The 20491-nt window shown below is 59.0% G+C and carries 21 protein-coding genes; 16 read left to right on the top strand and 5 right to left on the bottom strand.

What is annotated here, in order from left to right:
- The first annotated feature begins 127 nt into the window (after nucleotides 1-127).
- The 9 genes from AO353_RS17780 to AO353_RS17820 all read left to right on the top strand — a co-directional run bounded on the left by AO353_RS17780 (nucleotide 128) and on the right by AO353_RS17820 (nucleotide 8987).
- Nucleotides 128-1051 (top strand): LysR family transcriptional regulator, encoded by a 924-nt coding sequence (locus AO353_RS17780; RefSeq protein WP_054596132.1) that lies wholly within the window; start codon nucleotides 128-130, stop codon nucleotides 1049-1051.
- Between the two features lie 548 nt (nucleotides 1052-1599).
- Nucleotides 1600-1791 carry a YegP family protein gene (locus AO353_RS17785; RefSeq protein WP_054596133.1) on the top strand — a complete coding sequence of 64 codons (192 nt, stop codon included), beginning with the start codon at nucleotides 1600-1602 and terminating at the stop codon, nucleotides 1789-1791.
- Nucleotides 1792-2037: 246 nt separating this feature from the next.
- A complete protein-coding gene (locus AO353_RS17790) occupies nucleotides 2038-3006 on the top strand; it encodes a glycosyltransferase family 2 protein (RefSeq protein WP_054596134.1) in 969 nt (322 codons plus the stop codon).
- 2 nt (nucleotides 3007-3008) lie between these two features.
- Nucleotides 3009-3719 (top strand): class I SAM-dependent methyltransferase, encoded by a 711-nt coding sequence (locus AO353_RS17795; protein ID WP_054596135.1) that lies wholly within the window; start codon nucleotides 3009-3011, stop codon nucleotides 3717-3719.
- The gene (locus tag AO353_RS17800) at nucleotides 3716-4102 is read left to right on the top strand and encodes a GtrA family protein (protein WP_054596136.1); all 387 of its coding nucleotides are present in this window, start codon (nucleotides 3716-3718) and stop codon (nucleotides 4100-4102) included. The genes AO353_RS17795 and AO353_RS17800 overlap by 4 nt, the downstream gene beginning before the upstream one ends.
- On the top strand, nucleotides 4099-6204 hold the full coding sequence (locus AO353_RS17805; protein WP_054596137.1) for a DUF6311 domain-containing protein: 2106 nt from the start codon (nucleotides 4099-4101) through the stop codon (nucleotides 6202-6204). Before AO353_RS17800 ends, AO353_RS17805 begins: the two co-directional genes overlap by 4 nt.
- Before the next feature lie 120 nt (nucleotides 6205-6324).
- A complete protein-coding gene (locus AO353_RS17810) occupies nucleotides 6325-7269 on the top strand; it encodes a LysR substrate-binding domain-containing protein (RefSeq protein WP_054596138.1) in 945 nt (314 codons plus the stop codon).
- A 78-nt stretch (nucleotides 7270-7347) separates the two neighbouring features.
- Complete coding sequence (locus AO353_RS17815) at nucleotides 7348-8538, top strand: low temperature requirement protein A (protein WP_054596139.1); 1191 nt, start codon at nucleotides 7348-7350, stop codon at nucleotides 8536-8538.
- A gap of 83 nt (nucleotides 8539-8621) precedes the next feature.
- Complete coding sequence (locus tag AO353_RS17820; protein WP_054596140.1) at nucleotides 8622-8987, top strand: 5-carboxymethyl-2-hydroxymuconate Delta-isomerase; 366 nt, start codon at nucleotides 8622-8624, stop codon at nucleotides 8985-8987.
- A gap of 18 nt (nucleotides 8988-9005) precedes the next feature.
- Here AO353_RS17820 and AO353_RS17825 read toward each other — a convergent pair whose 3' ends face one another.
- From AO353_RS17825 to AO353_RS17835, 3 genes are all read right to left on the bottom strand, one after another.
- Nucleotides 9006-9941, bottom strand: coding sequence for a LysR family transcriptional regulator (locus AO353_RS17825; RefSeq protein WP_054596141.1), 936 nt, complete (start codon nucleotides 9939-9941; stop codon nucleotides 9006-9008).
- 196 nt (nucleotides 9942-10137) lie between these two features.
- Complete coding sequence (locus AO353_RS17830) at nucleotides 10138-11049, bottom strand: DMT family transporter (protein ID WP_054596142.1); 912 nt, start codon at nucleotides 11047-11049, stop codon at nucleotides 10138-10140.
- Nucleotides 11050-11063: 14 nt separating this feature from the next.
- On the bottom strand, nucleotides 11064-12248 hold the full coding sequence (locus tag AO353_RS17835; protein WP_054596143.1) for a cyanate transporter: 1185 nt from the start codon (nucleotides 12246-12248) through the stop codon (nucleotides 11064-11066).
- A gap of 208 nt (nucleotides 12249-12456) precedes the next feature.
- On the opposite strand from AO353_RS17835, the gene cynR reads away from it, so the two are divergent.
- Entirely contained in the window at nucleotides 12457-13329 is an 873-nt protein-coding gene (cynR, locus tag AO353_RS17840; RefSeq protein WP_054596144.1) for a transcriptional regulator CynR, read from the top strand.
- On the opposite strand, the gene AO353_RS17845 is transcribed toward cynR, so the two are convergent.
- On the bottom strand, nucleotides 13323-14108 hold the full coding sequence (locus tag AO353_RS17845) for a transporter substrate-binding domain-containing protein (protein ID WP_054596145.1): 786 nt from the start codon (nucleotides 14106-14108) through the stop codon (nucleotides 13323-13325). The genes cynR and AO353_RS17845 overlap by 7 nt on opposite strands.
- 205 nt (nucleotides 14109-14313) lie before the next feature.
- Between AO353_RS17845 and AO353_RS17850 the strand changes: the two genes are divergently transcribed.
- From AO353_RS17850 to AO353_RS17865, 4 genes are all read left to right on the top strand, one after another.
- Entirely contained in the window at nucleotides 14314-14976 is a 663-nt protein-coding gene (locus tag AO353_RS17850; protein ID WP_054596146.1) for a class I SAM-dependent methyltransferase, read from the top strand.
- 112 nt (nucleotides 14977-15088) lie between these two features.
- Nucleotides 15089-16222, top strand: a complete 1134-nt coding sequence (gene rnd / locus AO353_RS17855) for a ribonuclease D (protein WP_054596147.1) — start codon at nucleotides 15089-15091, stop codon at nucleotides 16220-16222.
- Nucleotides 16219-16512 (top strand): YcgL domain-containing protein, encoded by a 294-nt coding sequence (locus AO353_RS17860; protein ID WP_019692499.1) that lies wholly within the window; start codon nucleotides 16219-16221, stop codon nucleotides 16510-16512. Before rnd ends, AO353_RS17860 begins: the two co-directional genes overlap by 4 nt.
- 127 nt (nucleotides 16513-16639) lie before the next feature.
- Entirely contained in the window at nucleotides 16640-17572 is a 933-nt protein-coding gene (locus AO353_RS17865; protein WP_054596148.1) for a D-2-hydroxyacid dehydrogenase, read from the top strand.
- A 192-nt stretch (nucleotides 17573-17764) separates the two neighbouring features.
- Here the strand turns inward: AO353_RS17865 and AO353_RS17870 are convergent, their stop codons facing one another.
- A complete protein-coding gene (locus tag AO353_RS17870; RefSeq protein WP_019692497.1) occupies nucleotides 17765-18358 on the bottom strand; it encodes a nitroreductase family protein in 594 nt (197 codons plus the stop codon).
- A 282-nt stretch (nucleotides 18359-18640) separates the two neighbouring features.
- Here AO353_RS17870 and AO353_RS17875 point away from each other — a divergent pair, with 282 nt between their 5' ends.
- The gene (locus AO353_RS17875) at nucleotides 18641-19090 is read left to right on the top strand and encodes a YcgN family cysteine cluster protein (RefSeq protein WP_054596149.1); all 450 of its coding nucleotides are present in this window, start codon (nucleotides 18641-18643) and stop codon (nucleotides 19088-19090) included.
- 39 nt (nucleotides 19091-19129) lie between these two features.
- Nucleotides 19130-20359: a hypothetical protein gene (locus tag AO353_RS17880; protein ID WP_054596150.1), complete on the top strand. Its 1230-nt coding sequence runs from the start codon at nucleotides 19130-19132 to the stop codon at nucleotides 20357-20359.
- Nucleotides 20360-20491: the final 132 nt, after the last annotated feature.

Below are 20491 nucleotides of genomic sequence, written 5' to 3' on the forward strand. Positions count from 1 at the left end.
TCAGAATCTTCATGTGAGGCATGAGGGCAATCGCGGTATCGATGGTGTAGGGCGAGAGGTTTTTTTGTGGTAAAACGCCGAGCCGCAGTAGCGGTGGTTTTTACCCGATACGGACATGGAGGTTCGAATGTTTTCCAGGATCAGTCTCGACCAGTGGCAGGCTTTTGTTTCTACAGTCGAGTGTGGAGGTTTCCAGCAGGCCGGCGAGTATATGTTCAAGTCACAGTCGGCCGTCAGCCATTCGGTCAACCGCATGGAAACCCTGCTGGGTCAGGAACTGTTCCTGATCGAGGGGCGCAAGGCCGTATTGACACCTCTGGGCCAGGCCCTGTTGCCTCAGGCCAAGCATCTGCTGGGCTCGGCGAAAAAGCTTGAGCGACTGGCCATTCAGTACCAGCCGGGGTTGTGTATCGAACACTCGCTGGCGGTCGACATGCTGTTTCCCGCCAACGTGCTGGAGCAAGCGCTGTCACGCTTTTCTTCGGTTTTGCAGGGGTACCATGTCCGGCTTCACGAAACGGCCGTGTCCGGCGCATACGAATTGCTGGAAAACGGCAAGGTCGAGTTGGGCATCGCCAGTAGTCTGCCGGAGGGCTATATGCAGGAGTTCCTGCTCAACGTTTCACTGCTGTGTGTCGTGGCGTCTGATCACTCTCTGGCCCATTTCAATGGCGAGCTGAACCTGGCTGACATGAAAGACTACCGGCAAATCGTGGTTAGCGATTCGGCTATCCGCAACTCCCAGAACAGCAGTTGGTCCGGCGCGTCCCAGTGCTGGACCGTAAGCAACCTGAGCACCGCGCTGACGTTTGTCGAACGCGGTCTGGGTTTTGCCTGGTTGCCTGAACACATGGTCAGCGACAAGCTGGCGAGCGGTCAGTTGCGCCTGGTACCACTGTGTCATCAACGCGAATGCAACGTGCCGATGTATATGGGATTCCTGGAAGAGTACAGGTTCAACCCGGAAGTCCGGCTGATGACCGACATCATTCGCGAGCAGTGCCGGAACATTAATAGCGCCAAGGCCGATACTCTGGCCCTGGCGCTCTGATGTGGTCGACCGAGACGGGCGGGCTGGTCAATTATCCTCGGCGCTCGGCAGGCTCTTGAGGAGTTGATTGATGCGTTTGACCTCTTCGGTTTTGGCGCACTGTTCCCAGTGCTTATAGAGATGGCATGGGGTATTTCCTGAAATCGATGAGATGGTAGGACTATCCCTTGGCGGGTGATGAACAAAAAAGCGACTTTTTTGAGGTCTATCCACCCAGGGTGCTCATCATCGGGCGGATAGCGGTCGTAGCAGCCAGGTAAGGGGGCGGTGCAAAGACGGAACAATCCTGTTTGTTCCGTGCTTTTTTCCAGCAGGTCGGGATGAATGCGGTCCAGGCTCTGTATGAAAAATAAGTACGATTTCCTGAAAAATGACGCTGTTCAGTCAGCCTTTTAACTGGCCTCAGTGTCTGTTGGCTTTCGTTGGGGTGGAGGGTATTTTGGGTAATGTCTGCTTACTTTTGATCGCCGTTAAATCTTGAATCACTCGTCTACTCTGCCTGCACAGACCAGGAGTCTGTCGTTATCAGCAGTCGCAAGGAGCGAACCATGTACTTTGAGATCTACAGGCAGTCGCGAGGCACTCCGCTTACCGGGAAGGGCCAATGGCGCTGGCGTTTAAGGGCGGCCAATCATGAGACGGTTGCCAGCGGCGAGTCGTACGTCAACAAGGCGGATTGCCTGCACGTGATCGGGTTGATCAAAAGCGTCCACAACGAAACGTCGGTGAAGGAGATCTAGGCTGTACCTGCTGGTGTGTGGAAACGAAGCTGCTCAGGTACATCGAGCAGCTTCGCGGCTTCGGCGTCTGCTGAATCAGGTCATCCGCCAAGTGGCGAAAGGGGGGGGTAAATGAATGGCCAAAATCGCCGCAGTTTCGCCCTTGCATCACCTCCCACGCTCCTGCTTAATGTCACGCAGCTCATGGCGCTGGAGATTAGCCGGCGACCTCGGATAGTAGAAAAATCACTATAAAAAGAGCAATCAGTGACTCATCAGCATGGAACGCATTGGGGCGAGCATGTGGCGCTATCGCTCGTCATTCCGGTCTTTAATGAAGCTGCCACCATCGATTTGTTCATGGCGCGGATCACTGACGTCTTCAAGGATGAGGCGCTGGTCGGTCTGGAGATGGTGTTCGTCAATGACGGCAGTACCGACACCACGCTGGAGCTGCTTCTGGAGCGCCAGAAGACTGACCCCCGCGTGCGAATCGTCGATCTGAGTCGCAATTTCGGCAAGGAAGCGGCGTTGACCGCGGGCTTGCAGACTGCCACTGGCCAGGTGGTAGTGCCCATCGATGTCGATCTCCAGGACCCGCCCGAAGTCGTCCTCCAGATGATCGCCCGCTGGCGTGAAGGCTATGAAGTGGTGCTGGGCCATCGCGTGAGTCGTCACAACGACTCTTGGGCCAAGCAAACCTCCGCCAACTGGTTTTATCACCTGCACAACAAAATATCTGATCAGCCGCTGCCGAAAAATGTCGGTGATTTTCGGCTCATGGACCGCTGCGTGATCGATGCCTTGCAGACCTTGCCGGAGTCACGGCGTTTCATGAAGGGCTTGTTCGCCTGGGTCGGGTTTCGGACGACCCATGTCGATTACGAGCGTCCGGAGCGGGTGGCGGGGGAAAGCAAATTCAATGGCTGGCGCTTGTGGAATTTCGCGCTGGAAGGCATCACCAGTTTCAGCACCGACCCGCTCAAGGTATGGACGTATCTGGGGCTGTTGGTGTCGGTGGTTTCTTTTTCATTTGCCACTTTCATTGTGTTGCGGACGTTGTTGACCGGGATCGATGTCCCGGGCTACGCCTCGCTGATGGTTGCCGTCACCTTTCTGGGGGGGCTGCAATTGATCGGTATCGGGGTGCTGGGTGAGTACCTGGGCAGAACCTACATCGAATCAAAACGCCGCCCGGTTTTTCTGGTGCGTCGCGTCCATAACGCCAAGGACTGACCATGGATCTCAAGGAAACCGACATCCTCGGTTCAAGCATCGAGCAGCATTGGTACTACCGCTCAAAAGCGGCGGCGACGACTCGTTTGCTGGGCAATGCGCGGGTCGACAGGATTCTTGACGTAGGTGCGGGTTCGGGGTTCTTTTCCCATCATCTGCTGACCCATACGGCAGCCACCGAGGCCTGGTGCGTGGACATCAGCTACGAAGCGGATTCGGACGCCACGACTGCCGGGAAACCGGTGCACTATCGCCGTTCGATCGACTCGGTTGATGCCGATCTGGTGCTGCTGATGGATGTGCTGGAACATGTCGATGACGATGTCGGGTTGCTCAAGGCGTACGTCGATAAAGTCTCGTCCGGCAGTCGTTTCCTGATGACCGTGCCGGCATTCCAGTTTCTCTGGAGCGGGCACGATGACTTTCTTGAACACAAACGTCGCTATACCTTGCCGCAACTGGAGAGGGTGGCCAGGGAAGCCGGTTTGACAGTGAAGCAGGGCACTTACTATTTCGGCGCGGTGTTCCCGATTGCAGCGACCCTGCGGTTGCTGTCCCAAGGCGCACAACCTTCGTCGCCACGCTCGCAACTCAAGCAGCACCATCCATTGGTCAATACGCTGCTCAAGACCTTGTGCAGTATCGAACGTCCGTTCATGGGCGCGAACCGCCTGGCGGGTCTGACGGTGTTCGTGCTGGCGCAGAAACCGTGACCTCAGCCGAAAAATCAGCCCTGATCAAGCGTGGCCTGCGTTTTGCCGTGACCGGGTTATTCGTAACGGCCCTGCATGCGGTGGTGGCCGTGTTGCTCATCAACTACGTGCTGGCGCTGCCACCCGTGGCCAACGGTGTAGCGTTTTCTGTGGCGACCCTGGTTTCTTATGTGATCAACACGAGCTGGAGTTTTTCCAGCCGATTGCATGGCCGGACGCTGGGGCGCTTCATGATGGTTTCCGGGGCCGGTTTACTACTGGCGATGCTGGTGGCCTGGGCCGCACAAATGGCCGGGCTTCATTACTTGCTGGGGATAGGGGCAGTGGCGCTGACCATTCCGGCCTTTACGTTTGTGCTGCATAACTTTTGGACGTATCGATGAAGGTTTCCGGAAAACACCTGACGATCTCGATGTTGCCTGTTCTCATGGGGATATTGGCGTTTTTTATCGTGGTCGGTCCTCGGGCATTGAACCCGATGAACATTGCCTGGCTGGATAATGGGGACCCGGCAACCCATTACCTTGGTTGGGTTTTTTTCAGGTACTCACCTTGGTCGTTTCCATTGGGTCTCAATCCGTCCTATGGGCTGGAGCTGGGTAACGCCATCATATTCTCGGATTCAAATCCGCTGTTTGCGTTGATATTCAAACCCTTTGCTGCGCTGCTCCCCGAGCCTTTCCAGTATTTCGGTCTCTGGTTCCTGACATGTTTCATTCTCCAAAGCTGGTTTGCCTGGAAGCTGATGGGGCTGGTCACCACCAATGTGACATTACGCTTACTGGGGACGGGGCTATTTCTCTTCACCCCCGCAATGATTGCGCGATTGGGTGTGCATCTGTCTCTGGCGGGCCATTTTCTGATTCTTGCCGCCTTGTACCTGGCCTTGCGTCCTCAAAACGACAAGCGCCGTCTGGCCTGGGGCGCTCTGTTGGCGGCAACGGCACTGGTGCATGCTTATCTATTGGCAATGGTCGCGCTGATCTGGATTGCCGATCTGCTGGCTAAAACCTTACGACGTCACCTGATGCTGCCCAAGGCGTTTATCGAGCTGGTCATCTTGTTTCTTCTGGTCAGTTTGTGCTGCTGGCAGGCCGGCTATTTCAGTGTCGGAGGCAGTGGCGTAGGCTCACTCGGTTTTGGGTTGTTTCGCGCGAACGTGCTGACGTTCTTCGATGCCAGCAACTGGTCCTACGTACTGAACGATATGCCAGGCGTTTTGGGCGATGGCGAAGGTTTAGCGTTCCTGGGGCTGGGAGGCATTTTTCTGGCCATTTGCGCTTTTCTGGTGTCGCTGCAGGGCAACAGCAACGTTATCGTTGCAGTGCGTAGGCGGCCGGTATTACTGATTGCTCTTTTGGGGCTCGCACTGTTCGCCGTCTCCAATAAAGTCGGCATTGGCGCATTTGAGTTCGACTATCCATTACCCGAGTTCTTCCTTTCCGCGGCAGGTATTTTTCGGGCTTCGGGGCGGATGATCTGGCCAGTCATGTATGTGGCGATCTTCGGCATCATCTACGTGGTTGTCCGAGGGCACACGCAGCGAACGGCGTTGGTGCTGTTAGCCATTGCTCTGGTGATCCAGGTGGCGGATACCCGGGCGGGCTGGATGGGGGCGCGGAAACTCCTGATGGTTTCGCCAGCATCGAAATGGAAGACCCCGCTGGTCGACTCGTTTTGGCCGAGTGCTGCATCGCACTATCAGAAGGTGCGCTGGGTTCGTCCGCAAAACTTTTCGGTCAAGTGGTTGACGCTGGCAGATTACGCGGGCACTTACCGTATGGCGACGGATGCGGTCTATCTGGGTAGAGTGAGTGCCGTGGCCGTAGAGGCGGCACAACGCAAGGCGGACCTGACTCTCGCCTCCATGAAGTATGACGCCGATTCCCTGTATGTACTGGACGAGAGGGCACTGCTCCAAGCGGCAGTCTCCCTCGACAGCAGCACCGATGTTCTGGCCAGAGTCGATGGCTTGAACGTACTGGCTCCTGGCTGGAAACAATGTGCCGATTGTCCCGCAGTCAATGCCGTCAATCCGCTGGATTTGATTCCATTGCTCAAGCAGGGCGAAAGGATGCTGTTCACGGAAGGGAGCCCGGCGACAGCCTATCTGGCAAAAGGCTGGTCTGCCAACGAACCGTGGGGGACTTGGTCAGAAGGAACCGATGCGGAAATCATTCTGCGACCGACGACTGACGTGCATTCGCTGCTGCTCGAAACCAATGCCTTACTGGCCCCTACACACGTACGTCAGTCGTTGGAAGTCCGCGTCAATGAAGTTCGGCTCCTCGATACCAGCCTGATCAAGCCAGAAGCGAACAGGATTGAAATCGCACTGCCAACCGAAGTGAAAAAGCTCATTGCGCAGCAGGGTGTGTTGCGGATCCAGTTTCACTTTGCCAATGCAATCAGTCCCGGCGAACTCGGCATGGGCGAGGATTCGCGTAAGTTGGCAATCGGGTTACAAGCGTTGACCGTGCATTGAACCGGCCTGCCGGCTCCATACTGCGCTCGGTCGACGCTGTTGTTCAGTGGCACGAGTGCGTAGACGCCAGCACTCAAGCTTTTCTACACTGCTCCCAGTCTTGGGGACTGAGGGCAGCTGATGAACCGCAATGAATTGCGTAAGGCCGACATCAATTTGATGGTGGTATTCGAGACGCTGATGCTCGAACGCAACGTGACGCGAGTGGCAGAGAAGCTGTTTCTCGGGCAACCGACCATCAGTTCGGCACTCAACCGTTTGCGGGCGATGTTCAACGATCCGCTGTTTATCCGGGTTGGCCACCGCATGGAGCCGACGGCGCGGGCCGAGGAGCTGATTCAACACCTCTCGCCGGCGCTGGATGCGTTGTCCTCGGCGTTGAGCCTGACCCACCACTTCGAACCTGCCAGCAGCACCATGACCTTTCGCATCGGTTTGTCCGATGACGTCGAGTTCGGTTTGCTGCCACCGCTGTTGCGCGCATTGCGCCAGGAAGCGCCGCAAGTGGTGTTCGTGGTTCAGCATGTCGATTACTGGCGGATTCCGGACTTGCTCGCGTCCGGTGATATCACGGTCGGCATCAGCCAGACCCGCGGCCTGCCGGCCAATGCCAAGCGCAAACTGTTGCGGCACATTCAGCCCTGCATACTGCGCGCCGATGCCTGCGATACGCCGCTGACCCTCGACGAGTACTGTGCGCGGCCGCATGTACTGGTTTCGCATACGGCCAATGTCAGCGGTTATGCCGATGAGTGGCTGGCCGAAATCGGTCGCAAACGCCAGGTGGTGCTCTCGGTGCCGCAATACAGTGCCTTGCCGGCCCTGCTCGCGGGGACCGACCTGATTGCCAGCCTGCCAGACTACGCGGCAGCGGCGATGGCCGCCTCGGGTCAGTTGTTCATGGAACCGTTCCCGTTCAAGACGCCGACCCTGGACCTGTCCATGGTCTGGCTGAGCCACGTCGATAGCGACCCCGCCGAACGTTGGCTGCGTGCACGGCTCGAAGCCTTCATGAGCGAGCGCGGTGTGTCCGGGATACAGAGCGACAAATTGCTCGGACGGTAACCGGCGGCGGCTTGCTTGCCCGACATAGTGTTGTTTTGCTGCCAGTGTTTTCCCGATGACTGACCGGAGATCCATCCCATGAGCAGTTCCCGTTCTCTGTTGCGTGGGCGCGGCAGTCAAGACAGTGGCAAGGTTGGCATGATCGAGCTGTTTTTCGATCTGGTGTTCGTGTTCGCCGTCACCCAGCTTTCTCACACCTTGCTCGCGCACCTGACGCTAGGTGGCGCGGTGCAGGTCGCCTTGATGATGGTGGCGGTGTGGTGGGTGTGGATCTTCACCTCTTGGGTGACCAACTGGCTGGACCCCGAAAAGTTGCCGATCCGCCTCGGCCTGTTCGGTTTGATGGTCGCCGGCCTGCTGCTGTCGTCGTCGATTCCCAAGGCTTTTACTGAGCACGGAGTGATGTTCGCCGCAGCCTTTGTCTTCATGCAGGTCGGCCGCACGCTGTTCGCGATCTGGGCGGTGCGTGGCGAGCCGTTGAATATGACCCGTAACTTCCAGCGAATTCTGGCGTGGATGGTGCTGTCCGGGGTGTTCTGGATCAGCGGCGCACTGCTTGAAGGCGATCAGCGCCTGGCCTGTTGGGCGCTGGCATTACTGATCGAACTGATCTCGCCGTCGTTGTACTTCTGGGTGCCGGGGCTCGGCCGTTCAACGCTGGCCGACTGGAACGTCGAGGGCAATCACATGGCCGAGCGCTGTGGTCTGTTCGTGATCATTGCCCTGGGCGAGTCGTTGCTGGTGACTGGCGCAACGTTCGCCGATCTGGTGCTGAACTGGCAGGCGCTGGCGGGTTTTTTGATTGCCGTGCTGGGTAGCGTGGCCATGTGGTGGGTGTATTTCGACAGCGGCGCCGAGCGCGCTCACCACCGGATCGCCCATTCCAGCGACCCTGGGCGGCAGGCGCGGATTGCCTACACCTATCTGCATGTGTTGATCGTTGCCGGAATCATCGTCAGCGCGGTGGCCGATGAGCTGGTGCTGGTGCATCCGGAACAGGCGAGCGATGCCGGGATCCTCGTGATTGTCGCCGGGCCCTGGCTGTTCTTGCTGGGGTGTGCGTTGTTCAAGTGGGTCATGGCCGATCGGATTTTGCCGCCGCTGTCTCATCTGGCGGGCCTGGCGCTGCTGCTCGCGCTATTGCCTGTGGCGCTGAATCAGCTGTTTTCGGCGTTGGTTCTGGGAGGGCTGACCACCGCGGTGATGATTCTGGTAGCCGCGTGGGAAACGCGAGTACTGCGTGAATCGCTACCGGCGCAGGAGCATTGACGCGCAGGTGTTTTCGCGGGGAAGGGCTGGGGCGCTCTATGGTATATCTACGGCCCTTCGTTCAATCCTCAAGGAGCATCGCAATGCCTCACCTGCACATGGAGTACACCGCCAACCTGCCGAACCTCAATGCCGATGTGGCATTGTTGCGCTTGAACAACGCATTAGTGGCGTCCGGGCAGTTTTCCGCAGAGTTCGATATCAAGAGCCGTGCGGTGCAGGTCGACGCATTCCGGGTCGGTACCGGGCTGGGCGAGCGTGGTTTTGTGCATGTGAAGCTGGCCTTGCTGAGCGGGCGCTCGCCCGCGATCAAGAAGCAATTGTCCGAAAGCCTGTTGGCGGTGGTGCAGGATCTCTGCGAATGGCCTGCCAGTGTTGATGTGCAGCTATGCGTCGAGATTCTGGATATCGATCGCGATTCCTACGCCAAGACTGCCATCAGTCACTGATACCCTGCGCGCCGATCCTCAGATAAAACCCTGTTCTGTGCAGGCCTTGACCACTTGCTCGCGAAGCCAGGTGTTGGCGCTGTCCAGCTCGTGGGTTTGACTCCACTGCATCTCAAGGGTGAACCCTGGTACGCCGTTCGGCGCCTCGCAATGGCTGAAGACCGAGTCTTTGGCCAGCAGGTGCTGGATGCGCCGGGGCATGGTCAGAATGAAGTCGGTCCCGGTGATCAGCTTCAGTGCAGCGCTGTAGCTGTTGGCGCGTGCAACGATCTGGCGTTTGTGCGCCTGTTGGGCGAGCCAGCCGTCGACCATGTTGGTGGTGGACGTCCACGGCGTGGGGAACACGTGTCGGCGCTCGACGTAGGCTTTGAGGCTGATGCGAGGCTCCAGCGGCGTCGCCCGTTTATCGAAAACGCACACCAGATCGTCCTCAAGCAACACCTGGGATCTGAAGTCAGTGTGGCTGCGATGAAAGTTCGGGCCGAAGCCGATCACCAGGTCGAGGCTGCCATCGCGCAGCTCTTCGGCGGGTATGTCGGTTTCGAGTTTGTGCACATTGACGATCACCGGCAGGTCGGCGAAATCGAAGTTCTTCAATAGCCGCGGCAGGATCAGTTGCTCGAAGTATTCCGGCGCACAGATATTGAAGGTCACGGCTTGCTGCGTCGGGTCGAACGCCTGAACCCCGGCATGGCACAGATTGATGCTTTCGAGAATCTTCTGCACGTGTGTGTACATGGTGCCGGCCTTGTAGGTCGGACGCATACCGGTGCGGGTATTGATGAACAACTCATCCTCGAAACTGGTGCGCAGTTTCTTCAGGCAGTAACTCACCGTGGACTGGCTGACAAACAGCGCTTCAGACACACCGGTGACGCTGCTTTGCTCATACACGGCGATGAACACCATGAGGTCCTGCATGTCGAGCTTTCTAAGCAAGTTACTGTTCAGCATCCGTACTATCTCACTCCGCTCGTTGCGCAAGTTGTGCGCAAACGTGTGCGAGTGATGCTAGCGGAACGATCGTCCTAGGAGAATGGTTCGTAGGATTATTCACGGACAAGTGTGGGACAGAAGTTGTAGCAAATGCGACGTCTGTCGCAATCCGGGCCGAAGGCGGGTGAGCACCTTCAGCCTTCAGCCGCTGTGTTTACGCAGTTACCGGAAGTGCGCGACGACTGGACATCACCAGCGCGAGCATCCCGATGGCCACCAGCAAGGCACCCACGACTTCCAGCATCAGCGGTTGCTGCGCCAGCCAGAACCAATGGAACAAGGTGATGAACAACGTGCTGAGGTAGACGTAGGAAATGACCGTGGACGGTGCAATCACCCCGATCGCCCGGTGCAGCAACCAGAAGGTTGCCAGGGTTGCGAACAGCGCCAGGTAGACCAGCCAGAACAGGTCGTGGGCGGACAACAGGGCGCCGGATCGCCAGCCGCCATTGGCCAGGCTGAACGCGAACAGGAACAGCGAGCCGAAGAGCATGTTCCAGAACGTCATCACCACGGGCCCACGACCCTTGAGATTGTGGGCCTTGAAGCGCTGACTCAACGGTGAATAGAGGGCCATCGCCAGACAGCCAATCCCGAACACCGACACCGCGTAGAGCGAAGGGACTTCGCCGGGGCCTGTGCCCTTGAGGATCAGCAGCAGCGCACCGGCCGCCGCAATCAGCATCGGCAGCAGACGGCTTTTCGACCGGTTGCCAGGTATCAGGAAGGCCTCGAAGCACAGCGTCATCAACGGCACCAGGGTAAACAGGGTTCCGGTGTTGACCGCCGAGGTGTAGCGCAGCGCTTCAAACAACGAGCCGAAATACACGGCCAGCAACAGCCCGAGCCAGGCATGACTGACAAGGCCTTTGGCGGTGATCGCGGTGCCGCCGTTGAGCAGCAGCATCGGCAGAAATGCCAAAGCCGAAAACAGCAGCCGCAGGCCGGTCAGCAGGATCGGGTCGATGGATTGGCTGACCTCGGCAGCGGCGAAAAACGAGGCGGCAACCAACGCAGCCCAAAGCAACATGCCCGCGTTGGCGGAGGCGAAACTGATCTGTTTCATTGGTGTGCCCCTGATCAATCAATGTGTTTGGCGTAATGCCGTGGGTCAAAGCGCAACACCATCAGAACCATCAACAGCATCACTGCCGTCAGTGACCACCAGGCCCATTCGAAACTGCCCAGTTGATCGCGAATCATCCCGGCGATCAGTGGCGACAAGCCGGCGATCAAATAGCCGATTCCTTGCACGAATGCCGTGAGCCCACCGGCGCGCTGCGGATTGTCCAGGTGATCCAGCGAGACAATCAGGCTCATGGGAAACAAGCCGCCAATACCCAGGCCCAGCAAACACGGCCAGAGCAGGCTCAGGTGTTGCGGGCTGAGGATCAGCCCGCAGAAGCCGGCCATGATCAATCCCAGCAGCACCATCAGAACCAGTCGTTTATCGCGGCTGCGGTTGGCGATAGCCGGCGTCAGCAAGCCAGAGATCACCTCCATGGCCGTCAAAAAGCCTAGCAGCAGGCCGGCGCTCTGCTCGCTCCAGCCTTTCTCGACGTAGTACGGGGCCAGCCAGGCCAGCACGCAGGTGTAGGACGCAGTGCCCAAACCGAAGAAAATCGCCAGCAGCCAGGCGCGCGAATTGCTGAAAAACGCTTCTTTGCGTTGCACGGCGGCAGGCGTCGCCGGGACGGCGTGACGTTGGCCATACCAGAGCAACAGGGCGAGCAATGCCAACAGCGCCCAGATCGCCAAGCCCACACGCCAGCTGCCGGTACGCGTCATCACCAAGGGCGCGAACGATGCCGCGATGGCCGCGCCGCCCATGATCGAGGTGACGTAAAGCCCCATGAACAACGAGACGTTGTCGCTGAAGCGGGATTTGATCAGCGCCGGCATCAAGGCCTGGATCAGCGCAATGCCGATGCCGGCGAGGACTGCGCTGAGGATCAGTTCGGCGGCCGAATCGAGGAACAGTCGGGAGACAGTGGCCAAGCCAATGATCAGCAGCGACAGCACCACTGTTCGATGTTCTCCCAGGCGCCGGCTGACGCTCATGCCGAAGAACATCGCCAAGCCCATGGCCATCACCGGCAACATGGTCAGCAGCGACGCCAGGCTGAAACTCAACGCAATATCGCCGCGAATGGCCGACAACAGCGGACCGACGGCGGCCATCGACGGACGCAGGTTCAGGGCGACGAGGATCACGGCGATCATCAGCCAGACAGCGGGGCGGGAGGTGGCGCGAACGTTTTCCATAACCATACCTTGAAGGACAAGGTATGGATTAGGCGGTGCGCGGCGGGCGTCGGCAAATCAGAAAGTCATGTGCAGTATTTAAAAATTAAATACTGCTCGGCTTACCGGAAAAAGTCGCAAGGGAAGGCGCACGGATACTGTTTCCAGCCATAGCGACGCGGACCAGCTTATGATGCCATCCATAATCCATGTCTATAGTTGAGCCGGCATGCTGTTACGCCATATCCGTTACTTGCTCGCCGTCGCCGAGCATCGCAACTTCACTCGGGCGGCGGAGGCATTGCATGTCTCGCAGCCAACGCTGTCGCAGCAGATCAAGCAACTTGAGGATGTCCTCGGTGCGCCGTTGTTCGATCGCTCCGGGCGTACGGTGCGTTTGACTGATGCCGGCGAGGCGTATGTGCGTTATGCGCGGTTGGCCTTGCAAGACCTGGAGGCGGCCAAACGGGCGATGCACGATGTGCAGGACCTGACACGCGGCTCGTTGCGGCTGGCCATGACGCCGACCTTCACCGCTTACCTGATCGGCCCGTTGCTGGCGCGTTTCAACAGCCTGTACCCGGGCCTCACCCTGAGCGTCGAGGAGATGACCCAGGACCAGATCGAGGCCGCGCTGGCCGAAGACCGACTGGACCTCGGCATCGCATTCACCGGCAGTCACCTGGCGGACATCGACAGCCAGACGCTGTTTGCCGAAACCTTGAGCCTGGTCGTCAGTGAGGCGCATCCGAGGTTTGTCCGGCAACAAGCACTCGACGCGCAGGCGCTGGGCCAGCAGTCGCTGGTGTTGCTCAGCGGCGACTTTGCAACCCGTCAGCACATCGACCTGTATTGCCGACAGCAAGGCATCGCGCCACGCATCGTCATCGAAGCCAACTCCATCAGCGCGATTGTCGAGATTGTTCGTCGCGGGCACCTGGCGACCATTCTCCCCGAAGCCATTACCCATGCGTTGCCGGGGTTGCGTCCGCTGGCGCTGCAACCAGCGTTGCCACAACGCACGGTGGCGTTGCTCAGTCGTAAGGGCGCTTATCGCAGCGCGGCGAGTGAGGCATTCCGGGTGCTGGTCAGTGTTCAGTGACCGGGGGCGGTCGCCAGCCACTGGGCGAGCACCGCATCATAGGCGCCCGTGGCTTTACTCAGGTGTAGCCACTGATCCACATAGGCCTTCCAGGCCACGTCATCGCGAGGCAGCAAGTAGGCTTTCTCGCTGTACTGCAAGTACTGCTCGGGGTTGACCGCGCACAAACCGGGTTTGAGCTTCTGCTGGTAGCGTGCTTCGGAAGCGTCGGTGATCATCACGTCGGCCTTGTTTTCCAGTAATTGCTCGAAAATCGTCACGTTGTCCGGGAACAGGGTCAGCGTGGCATTGGGCAGGTGAGTGCGGGCAAACACTTCGTTGGTGCCGCCTGCCGGTTCGATCAGCCGCACGGACGACTGGTTGAGTTGTTCGACGGTTTGATAGCGTTGTTTATCTTCGCAACGCACCAGCGGGATTTTTCCGTCGACGCCCAGCGTGTCACTGAAAGCCGCCTTTTTCTGTCGCTCCAGTGAAACCGAAATACCACCCATACCGATATCGCAACGGTCAGCCAGAAAATCCGTCATCAGGTTCTTCCAGGTGGTGGGGACCCATTGCACATCAACGTTCAGGCTTTTCGCCAGGGATTGGGCCATGGCGATATCGATCCCTTCGTATCCGCCCTCTGCGCGCAGATAGGTGTAAGGCTTGTAATCGCCGGTGGTACAGACCTTCAGATGACCTCGTTCAATCACCTGGTCCAGGTGCGAAGGTGCATTCTGGGCAATTGCCTGGACGCTGAACGTGAGCAAGGAGCAGAGCAGTAAACGAGCTTTCATCGGGTCGTCCTTGAGTGTTGCCAGAGGAGGAGGGGAGGTCGACGTCAGTATTTGTTGGCCGGGTGCGCTGGTGCAAGGGTGAAACCAGCGTGCGGCGCAGCAAAAGCTGCAGGCTAGCCCCGGCATCGTCATTAAACCTTTTTTTCACGCGCAACTTGATAACCTGTCGCCAGTAAGTCGTTTCCTTTATCAAGAGTCGCCAGTTATGTCTGCGCAACCCCCTTCCTCAGTCGAGCACGAATGTGCTCGACGCTACGATCAGGAGCACGCTCGAGTCTGCCTCCAGCGGCATCCCCGTGGGCTGGTGCAGCGGTTTTTGCAGTGGCGTGGCAAGCGACTGGTGCGGCGCGCACTCAAGGTGGCCGGCGAACCGGGGCTGATTCTCGATGTGGCCTGCGGGGCAGGGGGCAACTGGCCGGTGCTGGCCGAGCATACCAACCGGGTGATTCTCGCCACCGACCCGTCCCAGGAAATGCTCGACCATGCCCAGACTCATCATCCGGCCGAGCTGCTCAAACGGGTCAAAACCTTTCAGAGCTCGGCATTCACCATCGGTTTGCCGGAAAATTCCGTGGATTGCATTTTTTGCATGCCGTTGTTCCAGCACATCGAAAACAGTGAAGATCGCCTGGCGATGCTGCGTGAGTTTCACCGGGTCAGTCGCGACGCGCTGATCGTGTCGGTACAGCGAGACGGGTATTTCAAGCTGCGTGCGCGGTTCGGCGAGGATGCACAAGCGCATCAACTGGCGACCAAGGCCGAACTTGAGGCAGAGTTTCGGCAAGCGGGCTTCAAGACGCTCAAGTACCTGGACACCCTGCCTGGCAGCGACCTGCCGCGAGTCTACGTGCTGCATAAAGCCGACTAGTTGTCCTATTCTTCTCGAGCCGCGGGAGTTTTGCTCAAGCGCTTGCTCAGTCAGTGCGCGGAAATCGCCGGGGCCGATATATACTGCGCGCCATTCTTCAAGGGAGAGCCGTGTGGCCATCGATATTCACTGGATTCGCGACAACGATAGCCTCGGTCAGTTTTGCGCCCAATGGCAGCAGTTGCCGTTCGTCGCCCTCGACACCGAATTCATGCGGGTCGACACCTTTTATCCGATCGCCGGCCTGTTGCAGATTGGCGATGGCGAGCGGGCTTTCCTGATTGATCCGTTGACGATCGACAACTGGCAACCGCTGGCCCAATTGCTGGAAAACCCGGCAGTGGTCAAAGTGCTGCACGCTTGCAGCGAAGACCTCGAAGTCCTGTTGCGCTTGACCGGCAGCCTGCCGGCGCCATTGTTCGACACGCAACTGGCGGCTGCCTACCTGAACCTGGGTTTCTCCATGGGCTACTCGCGTCTGGTGTCGGAGGTGCTCGGCATCGACCTGCCCAAAGGTGAGACCCGTTCTGACTGGCTGCAACGTCCGCTCTCGGAAACCCAGATCAGCTACGCCGCCGAAGATGCCGTGCATCTGGCAGAGGTTTTCGTGCATCTGCGGCCGAAGCTGTCGGACGAAAAGTACGCCTGGGTCCTGGAAGATGGCGCCGAACTGGTGGCCAACCTGCGCCGCGAAGTCGACCCTTACGAGGTGTATCGCGAAGCCAAGCTGGCCTGGAAACTTTCCCGCGCGCAACTCGCCGTGCTGCGTGAACTCTGCGCCTGGCGCGAGCACGAGGCCCGTGCCCGCGATCTGCCGCGCAACCGCATCGTGCGCGAGCATTCGTTGTGGCCGCTGGCACGCACCCAGCCGGACAATCTCGGGGCATTGGCGAAAATCGAAGACATGCACCCGCGCACCGTGCGTCAGGACGGTGAGTTCCTGCTGGGCTTGATCAAGCAGGCCGGCAGTGTCCCGCCGGACCAGTGGCCGCCAGCGGTGCCGGAGCCCTTGCCGGTGGAAGCCGCGGCACTGGTCAAGCGGCTGCGGGCGCTCGGTCAGGCCGAAGCTGAACGCTTGAACATTGCCCCGGAACTGATGCTGCGCAAGAAAACCCTCGAAGCCTTGCTCAAGAGCGGCTTCCCCGAGGGCCCTTACCAATTGCCTGATTCGCTGCGTGGCTGGCGCCGCGAATTGATGGGCCAGGCCCTGCTCGACTGCCTGGCCACCGCCGGAGAACAGCCTTGAAACGTATTTGCTCTATCTACCGAAGCCTGAAAAAAAACGAGATGTACCTCTATGTGCTCAAAAGCGATGCACTGGAGCGCGTCCCGGAAAACCTGCTGCTGGCGTTCGGTAAACCGCATCACGCCTTCGACCTGGTGTTGACCCCCGAGCGCAAGCTCTCGCGCGAAGACATCACGGTGGTCCTGGAAAACCTCGACAAGCAGGGCTATCACCTGCAAATGCCGCCGGCTGAAGACGAGTACATCGAACACTTGCCGGAAGAGCTGCTACGACGTAATGATCCGGTTTGACGGATATCTGTAGAGGCTCTGTCCAGAGCCTCTGGAAACAATGGAATTGATAATTTTGGCAAGGGCCGCGAGCGAGGGAGAAACACTCCTTCGGCGGCCTTGTGCACTGTTTTTGAAGGTTCGAACCATGCGCGTTCTGATTGCCGAACACGACCACGCTGTATATGCCCAACTGTTGCGACAGGCCGCGCCTGAACTGCAGGTACTGACCAGCGGCGACTCCGCTGAACTGGCCAGCATGGCCGCCGACTGCCCGGTATGGCTCGGCCAGCCGGACCTGTTGGCGACGCTGTTGCGTCAAGGTCATGAGCCTCAGTGGCTGCAATCGACCTGGGCCGGTATTACACCGTTGCTCGCCGACGGCTTGCCACGCCACTATCGGCTGACCCGTGCGGTCGGGATTTTCGGTCAAATGATGGCTGAATATGTGCTGACCTACATGCTTGGCCATGAGCGCGAAGTGCTGGCGCGACTGGTCAGCCAGGTCGAGCGCAAGTGGGATAACCGTCTGGGCCAGAGCCTGGCGGGGCGCAAGGTGCTGATCGTCGGTACTGGCGACATCGGTCAGAGCGTGGCGCAGTTCCTGGTGCCTTTTGGCGTCAAGCTGTACGGGATCGCCAGTACGCCGCGCGAGCAGGCGCCGTTCATTGAAGTCGCGAGGCTGGAGGATCTGGGGCGCCTGGTCGGTGAAGTCGATTACGTGATCAATTTGCTGCCGAATACACCGAACACTCACGATCTGTACAACGCCGCGTTGTTCAAGCAGTTCAAGTCGACCGGGTTGTTCATCAACGTCGGGCGTGGCGTGGCGGTGGTCGATGCGGACCTGGTAGAGGCCTTGAAGGAAGGGCATCTGGCGGGGGCGGTGATCGACGTCTGCCGTCAGGAACCGTTGCCGCAGCGCCATCCATTCTGGACCGCCTGGGGCTTGCTGCTGACCGGCCACAGCTCGGCACCTACCTCACCGCCAATGATGGTGCAGCTGTTTGTCGAGAATCTGCGGGCGTTTCAGGCGGGCGAAGCGTTGCGCGGCGAAGTGGATTTCACACGGGGCTACTGATCAACTCCGAACAACTGTGGGAGTGAGCTTGTTGTGGCGAGGGAGCTTGCTCCCGCTCGGCCGCGTAGCGGTCGTAAACCAGCGGATGCGTTCTATCAGATAAAGCGCGGTTGCCAGTCTTGGGGTTGCTTCGCCCGAGCGCGGACCGACCCGCGGGAGCAAGCTCCCTCGCCACAGGTTTTTCAGTGTGGCTTACAGGGTGAAATCACCCTCAGCCGCCAGCTCGCTCAGCGGGCGACGCGGGCTTGGGACTTCCCGGGCCTGCAGGTAATCGGCGAGCGTCGCCTTGTCACCCAGCTTGCCAATCGCGACTGCCGCGTGCAGCGCGTAGCCTTCAGGAATATTCAGCTCCTTGCGGGTCAGTTCCTGATCGAAACCGGCCATGCCGTGGGTGTGCCAGCCGCTGATAGAGGCTTGCAGGGCCAAATGGCCCCAGGCGGAGCCGGTGTCGAAGGTGTGCCACAGGGCTGCGGTTTCTTCGGTGGCGCCTGGCGCGGTGAAGGTGGTTTTCGAGATCACGATCACCAGGGCCGAGGCGTGTTGCGCCCAGCTGCGGTTGAACTCGTTCAGCAGACCCAGGTAACGCTCCCAGTTCGGCGTATCGCGGCGCGCGTAGAGAAAACGCCATGGCTGCGAGTTGTAGGCCGACGGTGCCCAGCGAGCCGCTTCGAAAAAGCTCAGCAGGGTCTCTTCAGGGATACTTTCACCGGTGAAGGCGCGCGGCGACCAGCGATCAGTGAACTGTGGGTGAATGGCATATTCGGCAACGCGGGGATTAGCGCTCATGGACGAGTTTCCTGACTACATTTATGAAGGAAAAGTTGAGTAAAAACCGACGCGCGCAGTGGAGCTGGGCAGTGAGGTTTTTCAGACCCGGGGCAATTGCCCTGAATGCAACGCGGTAGAGCGTTTATGGCACCTTGGCATGGGTCGTTGCGACTGGCAAAGCTACTTCGTGGCGGCATAACTGACAAGTTCTGTTCTACCGGCAGTCGCCAGCACTTGGCCCGCAGGGGCGGGGGCACTAGACTGGCGGCCTTTTCACCACCTGATGTTGATGCTTGAGCCATGGCCGCCAAAGTCGAACCTTTCTGGATACGCAAAACCCTCGAACAACTCGATCAAGAGGAGTGGGAGTCGTTGTGCGACGGGTGTGGCCTGTGCTGCCTGCAAAAGCTTGAGGACGAAGAAGACAACAGCGTCTACTACACGCGCATCGCCTGCAAACTGCTGGACCTGAAAACCTGCCAGTGCACCGACTACGCGAACCGTCGCGACTCGGTACCGGACTGTATCCAGCTCACGCCGGGCAAGGCCGATCAGTTCAAGTGGCTGCCGCCGACCTGCGGTTACCGTTTGGTCAGCGAGGGCAAGGACTTGCCGCTTTGGCATCACCTGGTTTGCGGCGATCGGGATGCCGTGCACCACGAGCGCATTTCCCAGTCCGGGCGTATGCTCGCCGAAGGCAGCGTGGCTGAGGATGATTGGGAAGATCATCTGATTTTTCGGGCGGGTTAAGCACCTGTCGTAGTACGAGTAAGTCACGAAGGAGTGTGTATGGCTGTTGGGTTGAAGCTGCCGATGGTTTTGTCGTTGCTGGTGCTGAGTTCACCGGTATGGGCGGCAAAAAAAGTCGATCTCGATTACCACGTACGATTATTGCCGCAAAGCGATCAGGCTGAAGTGCGCTTGACCCTGGCACGTGGCTCGGCGGTGCACAGCCTGGATTTTGATCTGGGCGATGGCAGCCAGTACAGCGACTTCAAGGCCGATGGTCAGTGGCAACTCATGCCGGGCAACGCAGCGCGTGGCGTCTGGCATCCGGGCGCTGACAAGGCCAGCCTGACCTACCGGGTACGCATCAGTCACACCTTCAAGAATTCCAGTTTCGATACCCGCATGACGCCGAATTGGGCGTTGATGCGTGGCGACGACCTGGTCCCGGCGGCGCGCCTGGATCAGCAGGACGGTGTCGAGCTGGTATCGCGTCTCGAGTTCGAATTGCCGGAAGGCTGGAAAAGCGTCGAGACTTCCTGGCCGCGGGTCGGCAAGAACCGCTTTCGCATCGACAACGTTGCTCGACGGCTCGACCGGCCTACGGGCTGGATGCTCGCCGGCAACCTGGGCAGTCGTCGCACACGCCTGGGCGAAACCGAAGTCACGGTCGCCTCGCCGCAAGGGCAGGGCATGCACCGGATGGACGTGTTGACGCTGCTGACCTTCGTCTGGCCGCAAGTGCAGGCGCTGTATCCGCGTCATCCCGGCAAGCTGCTGATTGTGGGGGCCGCGGACCCGATGTGGCGCGGCAGCCTGGCCGGGCACGAATCGATTTATCTGCACAGTCATTTGCCGTTGGTCAGCGAAAGCGGCAGCAGCCCGTTGCTCCGTGAGTTGGCCCAGGTATTGGGGCGAATCAAGGACAGTGATCGCAGTGACTGGATCAATGAAGGCTTTGCCGAGTACTACGCGATTGAACTGCTGCGCCGTGCCGGCGGCATGAGCGATGATCGTTATCAGGTGCTGGAAGATAAAATGACCAAGGCCAGCCATCATGTCAGCACCCTGCGCGGCGATCAGCTCAGCACGGCACAGCTCGCCAAAGCGGTGTTGCTGTTGCAGGAACTGGACCGCGAAATTCGCCTGAAAACCCGTAACAAGCGTTCGTTGGACGACATGTTGCGCGGCGCCATGGACCTCGGGCGGGTGAGTACCAAAGAGTTTGTGGTGTTGGCCGAGAGCATTATCGGTGAGCCGTCGAAAGTGCTGGACACCGAGTTGCTCAGATAACTTGAGTCAAGCGCAATTGTGGCGAGGGAGCTTGCTCCCGCTGGAGCGCGAAGCGGTCCTGAATGCGGTAAACGCGGTTTACAGATAAACCGTGTAAGTCGAATTTACGACTGCTACGCCCGAGCGCGGACC

This window comes from Pseudomonas fluorescens (assembly GCF_001307155.1).
In the GTDB taxonomy this organism is placed as follows: Bacteria; Pseudomonadota; Gammaproteobacteria; order Pseudomonadales; family Pseudomonadaceae; genus Aquipseudomonas; species Aquipseudomonas helvetica.

Coding starts and splice junctions, on each gene's coding strand:
- AO353_RS17780 (WP_054596132.1), top strand. CDS start 128: ATGTTTTCCAGGATCAGTCTCGACCAGTGGCAGGCTTTTGTTTCTACA.
- AO353_RS17785 (WP_054596133.1), top strand. CDS start 1,600: ATGTACTTTGAGATCTACAGGCAGTCGCGAGGCACTCCGCTTACCGGG.
- AO353_RS17795 (WP_054596135.1), top strand. CDS start 3,009: ATGGATCTCAAGGAAACCGACATCCTCGGTTCAAGCATCGAGCAGCAT.
- AO353_RS17805 (WP_054596137.1), top strand. CDS start 4,099: ATGAAGGTTTCCGGAAAACACCTGACGATCTCGATGTTGCCTGTTCTC.
- AO353_RS17810 (WP_054596138.1), top strand. CDS start 6,325: ATGAACCGCAATGAATTGCGTAAGGCCGACATCAATTTGATGGTGGTA.
- AO353_RS17815 (WP_054596139.1), top strand. CDS start 7,348: ATGAGCAGTTCCCGTTCTCTGTTGCGTGGGCGCGGCAGTCAAGACAGT.
- AO353_RS17820 (WP_054596140.1), top strand. CDS start 8,622: ATGCCTCACCTGCACATGGAGTACACCGCCAACCTGCCGAACCTCAAT.
- AO353_RS17825 (WP_054596141.1), bottom strand. CDS start 9,941: ATGCTGAACAGTAACTTGCTTAGAAAGCTCGACATGCAGGACCTCATG.
- AO353_RS17830 (WP_054596142.1), bottom strand. CDS start 11,049: ATGAAACAGATCAGTTTCGCCTCCGCCAACGCGGGCATGTTGCTTTGG.
- AO353_RS17835 (WP_054596143.1), bottom strand. CDS start 12,248: ATGGAAAACGTTCGCGCCACCTCCCGCCCCGCTGTCTGGCTGATGATC.
- cynR (WP_054596144.1), top strand. CDS start 12,457: ATGCTGTTACGCCATATCCGTTACTTGCTCGCCGTCGCCGAGCATCGC.
- AO353_RS17845 (WP_054596145.1), bottom strand. CDS start 14,108: ATGAAAGCTCGTTTACTGCTCTGCTCCTTGCTCACGTTCAGCGTCCAG.
- AO353_RS17850 (WP_054596146.1), top strand. CDS start 14,314: ATGTCTGCGCAACCCCCTTCCTCAGTCGAGCACGAATGTGCTCGACGC.
- AO353_RS17865 (WP_054596148.1), top strand. CDS start 16,640: ATGCGCGTTCTGATTGCCGAACACGACCACGCTGTATATGCCCAACTG.
- AO353_RS17870 (WP_019692497.1), bottom strand. CDS start 18,358: ATGAGCGCTAATCCCCGCGTTGCCGAATATGCCATTCACCCACAGTTC.
- AO353_RS17875 (WP_054596149.1), top strand. CDS start 18,641: ATGGCCGCCAAAGTCGAACCTTTCTGGATACGCAAAACCCTCGAACAA.
- AO353_RS17880 (WP_054596150.1), top strand. CDS start 19,130: ATGGCTGTTGGGTTGAAGCTGCCGATGGTTTTGTCGTTGCTGGTGCTG.